The following is an 18,116-nucleotide window of genomic DNA, read 5'->3' as shown; positions in this document are numbered from 1 at the left end:
AAAGCCCTGTGACAACACAGGGCTTTTTTTATCTTTCGTAGATATACAACAAATCCACCCCGCTTTGCGTGCCGGATTCAGCCTGCAGAGTCCAAATCTTGCTTAATGTATAACGCAACTGAACCGTACTCACCGGTTCAAAAATCCCGATACCATATCCCAAATAAAGTTTCGGAGACAAATATTTGCCAATTTGCACGGCGGCGCTCTCCGGACTTTCTCCGGTAAATTCGACCGAATCCAGACCAAAGGTACTGGCAATCTGATCGCTGATAGCATTGCCGTTGGATATCCCCAGATTAGTCGCTGCCGATGCCAGCAATGCTGCGTCGGCAGCACTGGCTTGCCCCAATGGACGACCAAGCACAATATAAGACAGGATGTCTTCCTGGCTCATCGACGGCACGGAAAACAGGTTTGCCTGAGGATTATTTGCAGGACCGGTAATATGAATACCCGCCTGATAGTTAGTGCCTTTACGGATAGCCTTGATATCCAAATCCGGATTGTCTATGGCCGCTCCGGAAAAGCGAACCTTACCATTATCAACAGTCAGTTCCCGCCCATAGGCGGCGTAACTGCCTTCATTAACCGTTATTTCACCATTACCCAGCAATAGCTGACCAGCATCACCGTATATGCGTAAATCTCCTCCCAGGCGTCCACTAAAGCCTAATGCCTTAATCATGACTTTATCGCCAAGCTGAACAGTGATATCCAGGTCCGTTGCCAATCGCATTTTTTCCTCATCAGCCTCTTGACCGATTATCACCACATCCTGACTGGGTGACACGGTGGTATTAAAATCCATGGGGGCCAGTTCTGCATTGGGAATTTTAACCGCACCACTCAATTTCGCCGTTTGTGGAGAAACCATTAGCTTCAGGTCTGGTGAGGCAATGACATAGGCTTCAGGCAGATTCATTACTTCAAGCTGCTCACCTTTTATGGTGGCATTGAACAGCCAGTCTGCATCCGTCATGGTGAAATCACCCGCCACTTCCAGCTGACCTTCTGCGGAATCGGCCTGTAACAGCATTTTCAGTCCTGATAAGGGATCGCCATTAATATCTGCGTTGATAGCCGACAAGGTAATACCCATATCTACCAAAAATATTTGCCCATCACGCAAACTGATTGCTGAGGTTAGTTGCGGTTTATTGGCCGTACCCTGCATATCGACATGCAGCTCCAGTTTTCCTGCCAGTTCATCAAAAGCCAGGGTTTCCAGATTTAATGATGCGAGATCTTCAACGGCTGTCTGCAATTGCAAGTTAAGCGGCGTATCCATAGGTGCAGCTATCACTTTTTTGACAGCTGCTGTTTGTAATCTTGCCTCTATCGGTTCTACACCGGCAATATCCGGTGCAATAGTAATGGCCACCATGCTCTCTTCGGCGGTAAGCTGATAACGTAAATCAATCGTATCAAATTCGATAGGTTCCTGTTGACTGATCGTTTCAGACTCAAGTTTTAAAATAGCCTCGTTCAGCGATAGATTTCCTGTACCGGTAATCTCTCCCTCATTTTCCATTGCCAGTTGCAATCGGCCGGAAATAAAACCGGATAATTTGGCATATTCCTCAATCCAGGGTTTCAGGATTTCCATGGAGAGTTGATTGATTTCCACGAGTGCTTGCGCGCCGGGCAAGGCATTTTCACCTTGAATACAAATTTGTGCCTGTTCAGCCGATAGCCAGCAATGCTTCGACATAATCTGTTTATCAGCCGACAATTGAATATCACCGGCCTCACCTAATTGCCAGTTGCCAGCCATGTCATTATCAATTGTCATTGACTGTAACCGGCCAGCCCATTGATTGTCTTTATTCAGGCTGCCTTGTAACAAACCTGATAACGAAATTATTGCAGACTGGATCTCCAGACCCAGCTGATGTTGATCACGTTTACCCGTCAGACTCAGATCAACTGAATCAACAGTCTGCTCTGCCACTTTAATGCCGGTTGACTGTACGTTGAGTTTACTTTGCTGATTATCTGTAAGGTCTATTTGGGCATCAGCGTTAATGGTGCCGATACGCATTTCGTCAGCCCAACTAATTGAAGAACCATCGAGATCGGCATTTAATTTTAATTTAGCCAACTCACCAAATAATCGCCCCTGCCCATTTAAGCTGCCAGATAAATCAGGGTGAAAATCCTGCAAATTCGACGAGTTGAGTTTCCAGGTTAAATCCAGTTGTTTCTCAACTTTGCCATTTAAAGATAATTGCGAGTCACCTAAATTCAGCTGTAGATTTTCAATAGCAATATCAGTGTTGACGGTTTTCAGGTGACTGTTCAGGGAAAAGTTACGTTCCCGTAAAACTCCATTTAAATGTAAATTCTGCAGACTTGCTTCGAAATCGCCCTGCCCCTTATCCTGAAAACTCAGTTGCGCCTGACCACTTATTCGGCCGGGCCATTCATTTGCAAATACGGCCGGATCAACTTGTCTGAGTGTCAGTTTGCCATCAACCATCAGATTCTCTTTCCAATTGATACGACCACTAAAGCCGGCACCACCATCTGCAATTCTGGTATCTGCACGAATATCCGTTATGCCGGCTTCGGGACTGGTTGCCTGGAGTTTCAGAATGAGTGGAATTTCATCAATAATAAAATCCGAATCAAGTGTGATTTCAAACAGATGTTTCTCACCTTTCAGATTGAATAATCCCGTATAACTTTCTACTGACACGCCAGTTAAACTGGCGAGAAGCTGCAGGTTTTGCCATTCACCACTTAATTGGTAATTTAATTGAGGATCCCAGCTTACATCACCACTAACGTCGAGTTCGGCTAACGCAGACTTGATTTCGAGGGAGTTGATACTCGCCTGTTGCAGATCTCCACGCACATAAGAGTTAATCGCCCAGTTCTGCTCCAGTGCCGCAATAGAGCTACTGAGAATCAAACGATAATCCTGCAGATTTCCGTTTAGCGAAAGTTCACCTGAAGTTTCAGCAACTAAAAGCTCTGCATCCTGTTGCCATGGCCATTGAAGTTGTGACCAGCTTGCATCAATTGAAAACCCACTCGCCATGGGATCTTCCGCAACCTGAATATTGCCATGGATCTCGGCAAAACCGTTTTGACTGATCGCCGTCATCAAATCAACACGCCAGTTTTTTAAGTCAGTAGAGTTCAGACTCAAACTGGCAGAAACTGGTGGATGTACTTCTTCAAATTCCTGTAACTGAAAGTCCAGTTCCATTCGGGCAGTTTCCCGAGTGCCTTTAGCTTCCAGATTAATAGCCGTCACATCACCCATTTCAGTATTAAGAATTCGGGTTAATGACAGGGATTCACTTTCCAGGCCAAGGCGCCAATCCAGGTCATCAAGAATATTACGCACCATCAGGGTTTGTTCTGAGGCAAACGGTTCACCCAGCTGCTGTCGTAACGTCATTTGTTTGATATCCCCGGTAATCGTGCCGGTAGCTGAAATCAATCCCCATTCGGAATCATTCAGCCTCAACCCGTAATTCAGGTTAGTAGCAAAGGGTTCGTTAAGATGAACGTTCCCGATCAAGGTAAAGGCCAGCACATTACGATTTAATCTTAATGAGGAAATAATTAACCGGTCGTAATTCAATCTTATCGAGGTATCGAAACGATCAAACAAAGGCGTCACAATACCCTGATTATCAATAACTTCTGCATTTGTAACACGCAGCGATCTGAGGTGAACTGCCAGCGGAAAACTGAACTGAGGAATAGTGAACAATTCATCTTCTTCAGGCTGAGTAATCGTTTCAGCGTGTTTGATTGCCAGCCTGTCAATATGAATCTGATTGATAATAAATCGGCTTGAAAGCAACGACCATAGCTGCCAGCGCGCATCAATGGTATTTATGTGTATCGCATCGCCATCTTCAGGTTCATAGGTAATGCCCTTCAGATAAACGCCGTCGTAAAGTCTGCCGCTAGCTTCGTTTATAGTGAGTTCGGGAAGTGTTTTCTGAGTGAAACTCAATGCTGTGTTAAAACCTGACTTGGTCATTAGTAACCAATATAAGCCGGCCGGAATGATCAGCAGCAATACAATTGCGATTATCCATAATGCGCGTTTCATCACAAATCAGGCCCTATCATGATATGCAAACCAAAGGGTTTGTCTTCATCTGAAATACCACTGGCCACATCAATACGAATCAGGCCAACAGGAGATCGCCAGCGAATACCCACCCCTACACTATACTCTATTGGATCTGACCAACTATTGAAGGCGTTACCAAAATCGGTAAATATCGCAGCGCCCCAGTTTTTGACAAACATATGTTCATATTCAACGCTTCCAACAGCCAGATACCGGCCACCGATGACTTCATCCAAATCATTTTCTGGTCCCAGTGATTGATAGTCAAAACCACGGATACTATTGTCCCCACCGGCAAAGAAACGCAATGAGCTGGGTAATTTTGAAAAGTCACTGACTTCTGTGGCCCCCACAGTCGCTCTGGTAATAATCCGGCTGGAGTCACCAATCCCCTGAATGTATTTTCCACGCAGGACTAGCTGACTAAAGCTGATATCGGAAAGAATACCTTCTGCCGCTCCGCTCAGCTCCATACTTAAACGACCTCCCTGCCGGGTATAGATAGTGTCATCTGCCCAGGTACGGGCATAAGCAATTCCGGGAATCAATAAGGTTGTTGACGCGGAGTCATCTGAAACATCAAAGCTTTCATTGAGAAACTTGATGCTACCGGTTTCTTCCCAGCCCCAGCGCATACGGTTGTAATAGCTGCCTACCGCTACCGAACGACTTTCACTGGTATCTGTATCTTCCTGTTTATATTCTGAATTAAAACCAACCGTATTAATATTTTCACTCCAGAACGGCATCTGGTAATCGGCACCGATTCGATTGGCAATTTGTGATAAACGGCTTTCAACAGACAGTCTGTGTCCCCGATCATTTACATAGCGATTTTGCCAACCCAGACTCATCCTGGCCCCGGTATCCGTACCATAGCCCACACCGGCGCTGTAGCGATGTTTCAGATTTTCATTTAATGAAACATCAACCGGAACCTCATTATTTGCTCGTGCAGAAGTCATTGCCTGAGTGGATACAGAGGCAAAATAGCCACTATTTTGCAGATTATTTCTCAGGGTGAGCAATTTACCTGAATCAAACGGTTCACCCGCTTTGATGGGTGACATTGCATCAAGTAATCTGTCATTCACAACCGTATCAGGGAAGGTGATCTCACCAAATCGATAACGCTGCCCGGCATCATAGACCAGACAGATGTCTGCAGCACTTGCTTCGACATCAACACTGACTCTGCTACAACTGAATGCGCCATCAAAATAACCACGCTCAGCAGCAACTCGGAGCAATGACTTTTTTGCGTTTTCATAACGTTCATGATCAAACTGGTCACCTACGTTCAGCGGTAAACTGCTGAGCAGCTTAGTAAATACCGGATCAGTTTTAGCATCACCCTCTACCGCCAGATTGATTTTACGAATGATGACCGGTTGACCTAACTCAATTTGATATTGAGCTTGCCAGTTATTTTCATCCGTTTCTGTTAACTCGGCAGTAATTTCGGGAGAATAATAACCATACACCGTGAGCATATGCTTCAATTCATCGATGGCTTGATTGTGTAACCGGTTTACACTTCGAGAATCCAGACGTGGACTTTGCTTCTGCCGATTGATGCTCAAACCATTCAACAGGGTTTCGACCAAATTTTTATCTACGCCCTTTATCTCGATATTGATATTTTTTTCCGCGTCGGCCCAAACCATATTGGCAGCCAATAGACACAGAGTAAATATCAGGATGACCCTGTTGTATAGAGAGTGTTGGCATAACGGCATACAAGTTTTGTCATTACTAAAAAGTGAGATTCGTTAGAACTGAAATCAGTACCAACGAACTTAGATTATGACAGCTTCAGGCCTTCAGCGTTCTTAACTTAAGCTAATTAATTAGTTTGATCCGGGAGGTTTTCTTTACGAAAAGCGCTTGGCGAACAGCCAAAAAAATGACTGAAACGACGACTGAAATGACTTAAGTCGTTGAAACCATAACCATAACAGGCTTCAGTAATACTCTGACCACGACGGATAGCATCGGCAGCTGATTTCAGTCTGAGTTGTTGATGAAATTCTCCCGGTGTACAACCCAGTTGTTTTTTGAATTCAACATATAAACGACTGCGGCTCATACAGGCTTGCCGGCACAACTGTTCTATATCCAATGGTTCACTAAGGTTTTGTTCCAGTGTATGGATGACGGCCGTCATACTGCTGGCGTCTGGCGCCCGCTGGCAATAACTCAACAAAACTTCTCGCCCCTGTTCACGAAGCAACCTTATCACCAGCTCCGATACACCTAAATCGACCATCAGCTCTTTATCGGGATCATTGCGAATATAAAATGAAACCATTTTTTCCAGTAACTGCTGGGTATCGCGAGTGTGATGCTTGTGAATGATACGAGGCTGATATTCCCAAGTATGCTCCGGCGCATCAATTTTTACCAAGTCCTGCATACGATTAGAGATGGCCTGAATACGCTCTCTGGAAATCTCTATGGTCAGACAAGTTGTTGGCTGCTGCTCATTTGCATCCGGAAAATCTATTTCAACATGTTCACCGGGTGGCATAACGTAGGATTCGTGCGGCACAAACAATTCGCCCGACGCGTTGTAATGGTCATGCATTACCTTGCGACCGCTGACCATTCCGCAATATAACAAGTGGTCTGCATTAAGTGCTACACCCGTTGAGCTGCGGTAGGTATCGTAAATACTCAACTCTGTTTCCGGACCATTAAAGGTCACTTTGTTTTCAATCAGCAACTGGCGATTTTCTCGCCGACCGCTCGTAGGCAATGTATTCAGGTTCATAATGCAGACCTTAATAAGTGATGATTGATTTTGTGTCTCAACTCTATGCGAAGTCAAGTCAATAGAAAATATTACTTAAGTGAGAGTATCCGCGCATTTGATATGAATTTTTCATTTTTTCAAAATAGCAATCTTGTCGAACCATGTGTTAACTTTTTTGTCACTTCTGGACTATCAGTCAAATAATTGGGATTATCAGTCAAGTAAGATTTCTGCTTTAGGATTTATGCTTGGTCTTTAACCATAACAATATATAAGAGAGAGATTTATGATTTACGCAAAACCAGGTACACCCGAGTCGGTGATCTCATTCAAATCACGTTATGAAAACTTTATTGGTGGCGAGTGGGTCGCCCCTGTTAAAGGCGAATACTTTAACAACATTACTCCAGTGACCGGCGAAGTCATTTGTGAAATTCCGCGTTCAGGGGAAGCTGATATTGAATTAGCGCTGGATGCAGCTCATAAAGCCCGTGAAGCCTGGGGTAAAACCTCCGTTCAGGAACGCAGTAATATCCTGCTGAAAATTGCTGATCGTATCGAAGCCAATCTGGAAAAACTGGCTGTTGCAGAAACCTGGGATAACGGTAAAGCGGTTCGCGAAACACTGAATGCCGATATTCCTCTGGCCGCGGATCATTTCCGCTATTTTGCCGGTTGCCTGCGTGCTCAGGAAGGCACGATGGGTGAAATTGACGAAAATACTGTCGCTTATCACTTCCATGAGCCACTCGGGGTTGTCGGTCAGATTATTCCCTGGAACTTCCCGTTATTAATGGCGGCATGGAAACTTGCTCCGGCATTGGCTGCTGGTAACTGTGTTGTTATGAAACCGGCTGAACAAACACCAGTATCTATCCTGATTCTGGCCGAATTAATTGCTGATTTACTGCCTGCTGGCACATTAAACATTGTTAACGGTTTTGGTCGCGAAGCTGGCCAGGCATTAGGCACAAGCAAACGCATCGCCAAAATCGCGTTTACCGGTTCAACACCAGTCGGCTCATTAATTATGAAATACGCGGCTGAAAACATTATTCCTTCAACCGTAGAGTTAGGCGGTAAATCGCCAAACATCTTCTTCGAAGACATCATGCAACAGGAACAGGATTACATTAATAAATGTGCCGAAGGCATGGTCTTGGCGTTCTTTAACCAAGGTGAAGTTTGTACCTGCCCTTCCCGTGCCGTGATTCAGGAAAGCATCTACGACGAGTTCATCGCTGTGGTGATGGAACGCGCCAAAATGATTAAACGCGGTAACCCGCTGGACACTGAGACACAAGTCGGTGCCCAGGCTTCACAGGAGCAGTTCGACAAAATCCTCAGCTATGTTGAGATTGGTAAACAAGAAGGTGCTCAATTACTGATGGGCGGTGGTATCGAGCAATTAGGACCTGAATTCAATAACGGTTTCTACATCGAACCCACCTTGATGAAAGGCAATAACAAAATGCGTATCTTCCAGGAAGAAATTTTTGGACCTGTGGTTTCGGTAACCACCTTCAAAGATGAAGCTGAAGCACTGGAAATTGCCAATGACACCGAATTTGGTCTGGGTGCCGGTTTATGGACGCGCGATATGAACCTGGCCTATCGTATGGGACGTGCTATTCAGGCAGGCCGTGTATGGACCAACTGCTACCATCATTATCCAGCGCATGCTGCCTTTGGCGGTTACAAAAAATCCGGTGTCGGTCGTGAAACACACAAGATTGCTCTGGAACATTACCAGCAAACTAAAAACCTGTTGGTCAGCTACAGCACAAGCCCGCTCGGCTTCTTCTAAAACGTACTGCCATTAAATCAGACTCTCCCCTAAGCATGCCTTTCGGGAGAGTTTTTTATTGGCTGTTGACTACATTTAACGCTGGTAGCGGACTATACTCAGAAAGAGAGAATAATAAGGTAAGGTATTTATGGCTCAGAATAATATTGAATCAACCCTTCACGAGAATCGGCACTTTCCGCCTTGCGAGAGTTTTTATAAAACATCTGCGCTAACCCCAAAAAAACTTGATGCGCTGTACACCAAAGCGGACGAGGACCATCTAGCTTTCTGGGGCGATTTAGCCAGACAGGAACTCGATTGGATAAAACCCTTTACCCAAACGCTGGATGACAGTAATGCACCGTTTTATAAATGGTTTGCTGACGGTCAGTTGAATGTTTCCTATAACTGCCTCGACAGGCAATTAACAAACAATGCGGAAAAAACGGCCATTATTTTTGAAGGCGAACCGGGTGACGTCCAACATATTACGTATCGTGTTTTGCACGAAAAAGTATGTGTGTTTGCCAATGCGTTAAAAAATCAGGGCATCCAAAAAGGCGATCGGGTCATTATCTACATGCCGATGATTACTGAAGCCGTAGTAGCTATGCAGGCCTGTGCCCGAATCGGCGCCATTCATTCCGTCGTATTTGGAGGCTTCTCGGCTGAAGCCCTGAAAGATCGTATTGAAGACACCCAAGCCAAACTGGTGATTACCGCGGATGGTGGTCATCGTGGTGGCAAGATCATCCCGCTGAAAAACACCGCTGATCAGGCATTAGCTAAAGGCTGCGAAAGTGTTGAAACAGTCATTGTCTTCAAACGCTGTGGCAACGACATCACGCTGCAGAATGGTCGGGATATCTGGTGGCATGATGCGGAACAGGATCAGTCAGCAGAATGCCACCCTGAACCGATGAATGCCTGCGACCCGCTTTTTTTACTTTACACATCAGGTTCGACCGGCAAACCGAAAGGTATTCAACACTCTTCAGCGGGTTACCTGCTGAATGCCATTACCACCATGCGCTGGGTGTTTGATATTCAGGCTAAAGATGTCTTCTGGTGTACTGCAGATGTTGGCTGGATTACCGGCCATACCTATGTTGCCTACGGCCCGCTGGCCGTCGGCGCCACCATGATTATTTATGAAGGTGTTCCTACTGTTCCGGATGCCGGACGTTTCTGGGATGTCTGTGCCCGCCATCATGTCACTGTTTTCTATACCGCACCGACAGCCATTCGGGCATTAATGAAAGCCGGTGATGATATTCCTCAACGCTATGATCTGTCTCACTTACGCTTGCTTGGCACGGTAGGTGAACCGATTAATCCGGAAGCCTGGATGTGGTATCACCGGGTGATTGGGCAAGAGCGCTGTCCTATAGTCGATACCTGGTGGCAAACTGAAACTGGGGCTCACATGATTGCACCGGTTCCTGCTGTAACGGTGACTAAACCCGGTTCCTGCACCCGTGCCCTTCCCGGTATAGATGCTGCCGTAGTCAATGAGCAAGGTGAAGCACTTGGCGCCAATCAAGGCGGTTTTCTGGTGATTCGTAAACCATGGCCATCGATGATCCAGACTATCTGGGGTGATGATCAACGTTATAAAGACACCTATTGGCCTTATTTCGATGGCAAATATTATCTGGCCGGAGACAGTGCGCGTCAGGACGAGGAAGGTTACTTCTGGATCATGGGCCGTATTGACGATGTGCTCAACGTCTCCGGTCATCGCTTGGGCACCATGGAAATTGAATCGGCATTAGTCGCCCATGAAGCGGTTGCTGAAGCAGCTGTGGTAGGTAAACCCCATGATGTGAAAGGCGAATCAGTGTTTGCCTATGTTGTATTAAAAGGTGAGCGTCCGGCGGGCGGCGTTGATGAAGATATGACCAATGAATTACGCGCCTGGGTAGCAGAGCAAATCGGACCTATCGCCAAACCCGATGAAATCCGTTATTCCGATAATCTGCCTAAAACCCGCAGCGGCAAAATCATGCGTCGTTTGCTGCGCACCATTGCCAAAGGTGAGGAGATCACGCAAGACACCTCCACCCTGGAAAACGAAGGCATTTTATTGCAACTGCAAGGTAAGGCTTAATGGCGAAAGCCGAACCCGAAAGTCAGAAAAATCAACGATTGGATAAGTGGCTCTGGGCTGCGCGGTTTTACAAAACCCGCAGCCTGGCCGTTGAAGCCATTAATGGTGGTAAAGTTCATGCAAACGGTCAGCGTGCCAAACCCAGCAGAACAATCCATCCTGGTGATCAATTAACCATTTCACAACCGCCTTATGAATATGTCATTGATGTTTTAGGCCTACAAAAACAACGTCGACCGGCCAGCGAAGCCCAGTTGCTCTATCAGGAAACCGCAGAGAGTCGTGAAAAACGCGAATTGTTGCGTGAGCAGATTAAAAATGAACCTTTAGGTTTTCGTGACCAAAAAGGCCGGCCCAGCAAACGTGATCGCCGGCATATCATTAAATTTACCCGAGGCGACTGATGAGCATAGACAAATCTTCCCTGCTCGCCAGTGCAGATAAAGAACTGCCGGCACTGCAGTATGCTGTTGAACTGCAAAAAACCGCTGCGCAGATTGGTTTTGACTGGCCACATATTGATGGCGTGATTGCCAAAATTCATGAAGAACTCGATGAAGTAGCAGCCGAACTGGATGACAGAGATCAGACTAAATTACAGGAAGAAATTGGCGATTTGTTATTTGCTATTACCAATCTCGCCAGACACCTGAATATCGATCCGCAACAAGCCATCCAGCAATGTAATCAGAAATTCCTCCGCCGCTTTCGATACATTGAAACGCAGATTTTCAAACAGCAGAAAACATTAAAAACCGCCTCATTAGATGAGCTGGATGCATTGTGGGATGAAGCGAAATCTATCGAGAAAAAGAATTAGGTTATGTAGGTAATTATATGTTTTTAAACATCTAAAAATAACCTATATGTCAACATAGATGATTCGGTGAAACCATGCTGTTCATAAAACCGATGCGCGGGATCATTGTCATGATCCGTGAGCAAGGTGATACGTTTACAGCCCTTTTCTCTGGCAAATTCAATCGCATGTTTCAATAATGCCGACCCGACTCCCTGTCCGCGGTTTTGTGGTGCGATAACCATATCCTCCAGAATCGCTACGCGACTGCCCAAAGCAGTTGAAACGGTATAGAGCAAATTCACCATACCGATAATCTGGCCCTCTGCTTTTGCGACCAGAATATCGCCGATACCATCGCCATCAATAATCGCCCCCAGACCCAGAGCCTGTAATTCGTGATCCGGTTTAAATTCGGCTTCCTGACTGAACAAGCTATCGAGTAACAAACACAACTGCGGTACATCCGTGCTAACAGCTGTCTGAATTTTCATGCTTTACCCTGCGGGAGTTAATAAATTTTCGGTTTGGAACTGCTCCTTGCCGGTATACACCAGAAAGTGTTTCCCTTTCGCTCGGGCAACCATTCCAATCCCAATATCCAAAGCGATACTAAGCCCCATTTCGGTCACGCCACTGCGCGACAACAATAAGGGCACCTGCATCTGCGCCACTTTTATCACCATCTCGGAAGTCAGCCGACCCGTGGTATAAAACACTTTTCCGTCGCCATGGATATTGTTCAGCCACATCCAGCCGGAAATCGCATCAACGGCATTATGTCGTCCGACATCTTCCACAAAAAATAACACTTCATTTTGCTGGCACAGCGCACAGCCATGTACGGCCCCTGCCTGTTTATACATTTCGTTGTATTCGTTTAACGCATGCAACACGTCATAGATAGACTGAGCACTGAATTCCGGACATTGCAGTTTCAGTTCTGAAAGCGAATCCATCACATGCCCAAACATGGTGCCCTGCCCACAGCCACTGGTGGCAATTCGTCTGGACATCAGCGAATCAAGATTGTTTTTCTGCTGAAAGGTGGTCACAGCGACGGCATCGACATCCCAATCCACCTGGATGGATTTAATATGCGTTATTTCGTCGACAAGTCCCTGATTACGCAGATAACCCAGCGTCAATAACTCCGGCTGTCCACCCAGCGTCATCAACGTAACAATCTCACGATTATCCAGATAAATGGTCAGTGGTCTTTCACCAGTTAATGAGACTTCGCGGGATGCGCCTGACTCATCTAAAACAGTGGTGGTATGCAGGCGATTAATGCCCTGATTGGTCATTTCCGGCTGATAACTAGCCACCGGTGACACTCATATGGCGAAAGATAATCGGTTGTTCTTTGATGTTAAAGTCATGGCCTTTCGGTTTGATATCCATTGACTTGATAATGGCCTGTTTGAGTTGTTCGATATCGCCCGGATGACGTCGGATAATATCGCGCAAATCCATCGAGTGCTCCTGCCCCAGACATAACAGCAGACGGCCCTCTGTCGTCACTCTGACCCGATTACAGCTTTCACAGAAATTATGGCTATGCGGGGAAATAAAACCGATTTTGCTATTGGTACCAGCAACCTTGTAATAACGCGATGGGCCACCGGTATTGGCGATACTGCTTTGCAAATCAAAATGCTTTTGTAATGTGGCAAGCACTTCATCACTACTGCAGTAGCTTTCATTACGACTATGCGTTACCTGGCCTAACGGCATCTCTTCGATATAGGAAATATCGAGATCATTATCGATAGCAAACTGTGCCAGATCGATAATTTCATCCTCGTTACGACCTTTCATAATGACCGCGTTCAGTTTGATGCGTTTAAAGCCGGCTTGTTTAGCCGCTTCAATCCCATCCAATACCTGAGTTAATTCCCCAGTACGGGTGAGTTCACGAAAGCGCTCGGCATTTAACGAGTCCAGACTGATATTAATACGATCCATACCGGCTGCAGCCAGCTTTTCAGCGTACTTCGGTAACTGGGAGCCGTTGGTGGTTAAGTTCAGCTCTTTAAGCGATGTGGTGTGTTTCAGCGCGCCAATCTGTTCGATTAACCAATCTACGTTGCGACGCACTAATGGTTCGCCACCAGTAATACGCACTTTTTCAACGCCTAACTCACAAAACGCTTTTACCAGAAAAGCGATCTCTTCCAACGTCAGTAGCCGTTCACGCGGCATGAAGGTCATTTCTTCATCCATGCAATACACACAACGAAAATCACAACGATCGGTGATCGAAATGCGTACATACGACACACGCCGTCCGAAATTATCGATTAATTGTGTTTTTTTATCCGTCATGATGTTTATTATGCGCTAGTTACGCTCTTTATCAGAAATATCGCAGGCCTTTGCGGTAGAAAAGCCAAACAAAGCATACCCACCGCAGCGACCACTTAAACCATTAATCAGCAGCCCCAATCCGAGCAAGGCCCACCAACTTTGGTAATACAATGCAATCGCTATTATAAACAGACCGATTATGATGCGTAACGTTCTGTCTGTTTTGCCAAGATTCTTTTTCATTACATTGCTCCAGATACAAACAAGCCCCTTTGCAGGGGCTTGAAAGAATAACGCAATTGACTGGCTAATTAATCACTGCTTGAGAAAGCGCCAATCAGATGTAACAGGCTGGTGAACAAGTTGTAGATACTGACATACAGGGTAATGGTTGCCATGATGTAGTTCGTTTCACCGCCGTGAATGATGTTGCTGGTTTCATACAGAATCAGACCAGACATCAACAGTACAAACATGGCAGAAACTGCTAATGACAAGCCAGGCATGCTGAAGAAGATTGCCGCCAGCCCCGCCAGGAAAGCAACCAGAATACCAACAAACAGGAAGCCGCCCATAAAGCTGAAATCTTTCTCAGATTTAATCGCATAAGCAGACAATCCTAAAAACACAATGCCGGTCGCACCCAGAGCTTGCATAACGATTTGCGGGCCATTCGGTAATCCTAAATAAGCATTAACAATTGGTCCCAGTGTCAGGCCCATAAACCCTGTTAACGCGAATACAGAAGCGATACCCCAGACACTGTTGCGCAATTTAGCTGTCAGGAACAACAGACCGAAGTATCCGATCAAAGTGATGATAATGCCGGGATGCGGCAGGTTTAAAACCATTGAAACACCAGCTGTAACGGCACTAAAGCCGAGCGTCATTGCCAGTAGTACATAGGTGTTACGCAATAACTTGTTGGTTTGCAGCGCAGACTCGCGCGAGCGTACAACTGTTGATTGTGTATCGTAGTTCATCAGTTTATTTCTCCATTACTCAGTAAAGTATTGATGATTGGTGGTTCATCCAATGGACATCATCCTACCGGATAAGTTCTAAATGGCAATAGCTATATAAATTTTGCATTCACTGTTGTCAGATCAGGTCATTCCTAGTAATATGCCGCGTCTTGGAGGGATGGCAGAGCGGTTGAATGCACCGGTCTTGAAAACCGGCGTGGGTTTATAGCCTACCCAGGGTTCGAATCCCTGTCCCTCCGCCAAACAAACTAACGGACTTCGGTCCGTTTTTTTTGTATCTGGGGTTTTGTAATTGGGATTTTAGCTGTTCTGTATTTAGAAATTATTTCAGTTTATATTGTCGTACATAAATGCAGTATTTGCTTTTAATTCTACTGCGGCACAGCACGCGTATCCCGGTAACCCTTTTCCGTCATACAAGCATGCCATTCTTGATTTAGACGCATCTCCGTCTGCCGCTCTGTTTCTTCAGGTCGTTGCGCGGCTTTAATTGCGTTAGAACCGAATGTAGTGCAGGAGGAAAACAAAAAAAATGATTAGAGTAAAGCAAGAAAATCTAATAAATATTTTTGATATCTTTTTTCCATTATGAATCATTCATTTTCTCTTCAGCATTGTAAATAAACACTGAGTTTATACTTAAGACGTAAAATCAATTTAGTTATTCTCCATTGATATAAGTTAATAACTCAAAGGATTAATAGAATTTATAATTTTTGAGAATGTCGTTCTTATCAAAAACAAATAAAGCTTTCTTTGATCCATTGCTACAAAATAACCCTTCGTCTTCTTCATCTATGATTTCAATGCAAGACATTCTATTGGTGAAGTTTTTCACTTGGCATTTAAGTGTTACGCCGTTCTCGGGTTTTAAATGACCATTTATTAAGTTTTCTTTTGGTGGGTACGGGCAATCATGATCAATCTTGCTATTGAAGTTGGAGTTTGAGCATCCTTGGGCTAGTAACACGCTAAGACTGAGTAACATTGAAATTAGTAATGACTGCTTTTTCATAAGTGATTTCCTTTTCTTTTTGATTGAAATATTTTTGTCTGGGCAAAGCTGATCATCCATTTCATTCTTACTCTTACCCCAGCCCATACAGGGTGTACTTTTACTCGCCTGGCTGCGCGATTTTTACATTATTATTTGAATCAATCTCCACCCAGAATTAATGGAATCTAAAACCAATAATTCAGCCATAATGTTCTGGTTTTAAAGGGAGTTATGATTTAATTTTTACGGGTATTGACATCGCTCATTGCACTACTCTAAATAAACGTACCGTTATCTCGCATACATTCGCCCATTCTTTAGTGAGTCCTCCCATTCGTTCTGCCTCACGATGCCTTTCCTTATTTCATTGGCCACTTGATATAAAACAGCTTTGTGGTATTGGATCAGGGCTATAAAGTGCAATCTTTCCAGGATTGTTTTGCCTTAATTCACTGCTTTTTATGGCAATAACATCTGCTTCTGACAGCCGTCCTGTTTGATGAAGGGACTTTTCATATTCATCAAGATGATTTGCAAGTTCAATCGGATCTGAGTGATCAGCCTTCATTTGATAAAGTAACGGTAAAGACCTTTCAAAAAGAACATTGGCTTCTAAGTAACGCTGTTGAGCTTTATATAATCTGGCAAGTTCTGATATATTTTGTGTAATCTTTGCTTCATCATTATCAGCCACCTTTTCACGAACAATAATGGATTGTTTCAACCATTTTTCAGCTTCATCCAATCTACAAAGCTTAATATTTGTTCTTCCCAGACCATACATTGCAATAGCAATATATTGCTGGTCTTTATTTTTATTTGCCACCTCCAGCGTTTTTTCATAACCTCGAAGTGCTTCCTGATAACGTCCGGAAAGGTATGCTTTATTACCCTCATAATTTAGCTGTTGTTGAGGGGAAACAGTCGCACAGCTCATGCTTGAGAGAATTAATAACAAAACTAGATATATTTTTAGTAAATGCATTTTTTATCCTTAAATTTATTGCAAATAGATGCTCAATTGAGAATTTATTAATAGTTCTCATCTAGTTTTTGAAGAGGTGTTTCGCAACAGAGCACTCATCTCGTGGTTACTCTGATTTTGCATATCCCGTTGCAGTTGGGTTGCCCTATCGGGATATTCTTCGGTGTGGTCTTTTGAGCGCCATGAAGAAGATACTTCTGGCAGCAATTCCTTATCGACGTAGACCAAATTAATGTCTTGATGGGGATTCACATTGCCTAATATTTCCTGCTGTTTTTTATTAGCCACCAAAACGATAGTAATTGCAGCAACTGGCTTGTCTTTGGTTTTTATCAACGCACTTTTTACTGTTGCAACATTGAGTGCCTGACTTTTACCTAAAATACCCACTGAAAGCTCTGTACCTGAGGAAAGTAATTGAACAAGCTGGTCTATCGCCACCGTTGACTGGCCCATTTCGAACGTTGCCAGCATGAGTTTTTCTGAAATCAAGTTGCTTGGGCTGGGTACTTCAAGAAAATACAGATCGGTTGAATCAGTAATTTCCATGATTGATATCATCTGATCTGCATAAGGGGTTGGACGTTTTTGGGCAGATGATTTAGTAGATGTGTAACAGCCAGTAACAAGGCTAAAAAGCAGGGTGGAAAAAGTCAGTCTTAGAATGGTTTTTTTCATGATTTATCCTTAAATCAAAATAAGTTAATAAGTTTGTTAGTTACTTTCTTAGGGGGAGCTCCTCTTATATATCTAGATTAAGATGTCAGTCTTGTAAACATTCAGGTGGAGGATTATTTGTTTTCTCACGACTACAAAGCTGAGGAGCAAGTGCATGTGTTAGACAGTAGTTATAATCACTTTTTACTTTGCAATACCATCCGTTTAAACGGTTTTCAAGACTGTGAGCAGGTATCACTGTATTTGCTTGACAGGCGGGTAATTGTTTGTATTTTTCTAAAGAACATATCTTTTTAGTATTATAAAATCCGTTATATGAATATCCTGCTTGTTCCATACACTTTCCCTCTAACACTAATTTATTTATATATGCATCTTCATCATAACGACTGATTTTGAAAGCTTTTTCGTATACATCGAAGTTTGTGTCTGGAGCTGGCTTACCGCACTCTAATAAAGATTTTTTAATTTCAAGATTAGATGCTCCAGTCTTTGACCATTCTTGGTAAGTGGCTGGACTTGGCTTGTAAACTACATCCTGCATATAGGTCGAACAACCAAACATAAGTACTGAGAGGGTCATTGTTAGGAAGATTTTCATAACA

Annotated in this window: 16 protein-coding genes and 1 tRNA gene; 5 read left to right on the top strand and 12 right to left on the bottom strand. The window is 44.3% G+C overall.

Annotated elements, in window-relative coordinates; all coding sequences use genetic code 11:
- Positions 1 to 28: 28 nt before the first annotated feature.
- From B2W60_RS08975 to B2W60_RS08965, 3 genes are all read right to left on the bottom strand, one after another.
- Positions 29 to 4,078: a translocation/assembly module TamB domain-containing protein gene (locus B2W60_RS08975; RefSeq protein WP_292359583.1), complete on the bottom strand. Its 4,050-nt coding sequence runs from the start codon at positions 4,076 to 4,078 to the stop codon at positions 29 to 31.
- Positions 4,078 to 5,769, bottom strand: coding sequence for an autotransporter assembly complex protein TamA (locus tag B2W60_RS08970; RefSeq protein WP_292359585.1), 1,692 nt, complete (start codon positions 5,767 to 5,769; stop codon positions 4,078 to 4,080). Before B2W60_RS08970 ends, B2W60_RS08975 begins: the two co-directional genes overlap by 1 nt.
- A 179-nt stretch (positions 5,770 to 5,948) precedes the next feature.
- Positions 5,949 to 6,875: an AraC family transcriptional regulator gene (locus B2W60_RS08965; protein ID WP_292359587.1), complete on the bottom strand. Its 927-nt coding sequence runs from the start codon at positions 6,873 to 6,875 to the stop codon at positions 5,949 to 5,951.
- Between the two features lie 268 nt (positions 6,876 to 7,143).
- Here B2W60_RS08965 and B2W60_RS08960 point away from each other — a divergent pair, with 268 nt between their 5' ends.
- The 4 genes from B2W60_RS08960 to B2W60_RS08945 all read left to right on the top strand — a co-directional run bounded on the left by B2W60_RS08960 (position 7,144) and on the right by B2W60_RS08945 (position 11,576).
- The gene (locus B2W60_RS08960) at positions 7,144 to 8,664 is read left to right on the top strand and encodes an aldehyde dehydrogenase family protein (RefSeq protein WP_292359589.1); all 1,521 of its coding nucleotides are present in this window, start codon (positions 7,144 to 7,146) and stop codon (positions 8,662 to 8,664) included.
- Between the two features lie 130 nt (positions 8,665 to 8,794).
- A complete protein-coding gene (acs, locus tag B2W60_RS08955; RefSeq protein WP_292359591.1) occupies positions 8,795 to 10,756 on the top strand; it encodes an acetate--CoA ligase in 1,962 nt (653 codons plus the stop codon).
- Complete coding sequence (locus B2W60_RS08950) at positions 10,756 to 11,160, top strand: RNA-binding S4 domain-containing protein (protein WP_292359593.1); 405 nt, start codon at positions 10,756 to 10,758, stop codon at positions 11,158 to 11,160. Before acs ends, B2W60_RS08950 begins: the two co-directional genes overlap by 1 nt.
- A complete protein-coding gene (locus B2W60_RS08945; RefSeq protein ID WP_292359595.1) occupies positions 11,160 to 11,576 on the top strand; it encodes a MazG nucleotide pyrophosphohydrolase domain-containing protein in 417 nt (138 codons plus the stop codon). Before B2W60_RS08950 ends, B2W60_RS08945 begins: the two co-directional genes overlap by 1 nt.
- A gap of 23 nt (positions 11,577 to 11,599) precedes the next feature.
- On the opposite strand, the gene B2W60_RS08940 is transcribed toward B2W60_RS08945, so the two are convergent.
- From B2W60_RS08940 to B2W60_RS08920, 5 genes are all read right to left on the bottom strand, one after another.
- Complete coding sequence (locus tag B2W60_RS08940) at positions 11,600 to 12,049, bottom strand: GNAT family N-acetyltransferase (protein WP_292359596.1); 450 nt, start codon at positions 12,047 to 12,049, stop codon at positions 11,600 to 11,602.
- Positions 12,050 to 12,052: 3 nt separating this feature from the next.
- Positions 12,053 to 12,883: a formate dehydrogenase accessory sulfurtransferase FdhD gene (locus B2W60_RS08935; protein WP_292359598.1), complete on the bottom strand. Its 831-nt coding sequence runs from the start codon at positions 12,881 to 12,883 to the stop codon at positions 12,053 to 12,055.
- Positions 12,876 to 13,883: a GTP 3',8-cyclase MoaA gene (gene moaA, locus B2W60_RS08930; RefSeq protein ID WP_292359600.1), complete on the bottom strand. Its 1,008-nt coding sequence runs from the start codon at positions 13,881 to 13,883 to the stop codon at positions 12,876 to 12,878. The genes B2W60_RS08935 and moaA overlap by 8 nt, the downstream gene beginning before the upstream one ends.
- 15 nt (positions 13,884 to 13,898) lie before the next feature.
- Complete coding sequence (locus tag B2W60_RS08925) at positions 13,899 to 14,108, bottom strand: YgaP-like transmembrane domain (protein ID WP_292359602.1); 210 nt, start codon at positions 14,106 to 14,108, stop codon at positions 13,899 to 13,901.
- 68 nt (positions 14,109 to 14,176) lie between these two features.
- Positions 14,177 to 14,848, bottom strand: coding sequence for a Bax inhibitor-1/YccA family protein (locus B2W60_RS08920; protein WP_292359604.1), 672 nt, complete (start codon positions 14,846 to 14,848; stop codon positions 14,177 to 14,179).
- 154 nt (positions 14,849 to 15,002) lie between these two features.
- Here B2W60_RS08920 and B2W60_RS08915 point away from each other — a divergent pair.
- Positions 15,003 to 15,093: transfer RNA gene (locus tag B2W60_RS08915), tRNA-Ser, on the top strand.
- Positions 15,094 to 15,548: 455 nt separating this feature from the next.
- On the opposite strand, the gene B2W60_RS08910 is transcribed toward B2W60_RS08915, so the two are convergent.
- The 4 genes from B2W60_RS08910 to B2W60_RS08895 all read right to left on the bottom strand — a co-directional run bounded on the left by B2W60_RS08910 (position 15,549) and on the right by B2W60_RS08895 (position 18,112).
- Positions 15,549 to 15,926, bottom strand: coding sequence for a hypothetical protein (locus B2W60_RS08910; protein WP_292359606.1), 378 nt, complete (start codon positions 15,924 to 15,926; stop codon positions 15,549 to 15,551).
- Between the two features lie 286 nt (positions 15,927 to 16,212).
- Positions 16,213 to 16,833 (bottom strand): tetratricopeptide repeat protein, encoded by a 621-nt coding sequence (locus B2W60_RS08905; protein ID WP_292359607.1) that lies wholly within the window; start codon positions 16,831 to 16,833, stop codon positions 16,213 to 16,215.
- A 57-nt stretch (positions 16,834 to 16,890) separates the two neighbouring features.
- Positions 16,891 to 17,511 (bottom strand): hypothetical protein, encoded by a 621-nt coding sequence (locus B2W60_RS08900; RefSeq protein WP_292359609.1) that lies wholly within the window; start codon positions 17,509 to 17,511, stop codon positions 16,891 to 16,893.
- Between the two features lie 85 nt (positions 17,512 to 17,596).
- Positions 17,597 to 18,112: a hypothetical protein gene (locus B2W60_RS08895; RefSeq protein ID WP_292359611.1), complete on the bottom strand. Its 516-nt coding sequence runs from the start codon at positions 18,110 to 18,112 to the stop codon at positions 17,597 to 17,599.
- Positions 18,113 to 18,116 lie beyond the last annotated feature (4 nt).

Origin of the sequence: Methylophaga sp. UBA2496 (assembly GCF_002341635.1) — a bacterium.
GTDB lineage: Bacteria > Pseudomonadota > Gammaproteobacteria > Nitrosococcales > Methylophagaceae > Methylophaga.
The sequence above is the reverse complement of the archived record's forward strand: the minus strand, read 5'-3'. Positions and strand labels throughout refer to the sequence as shown.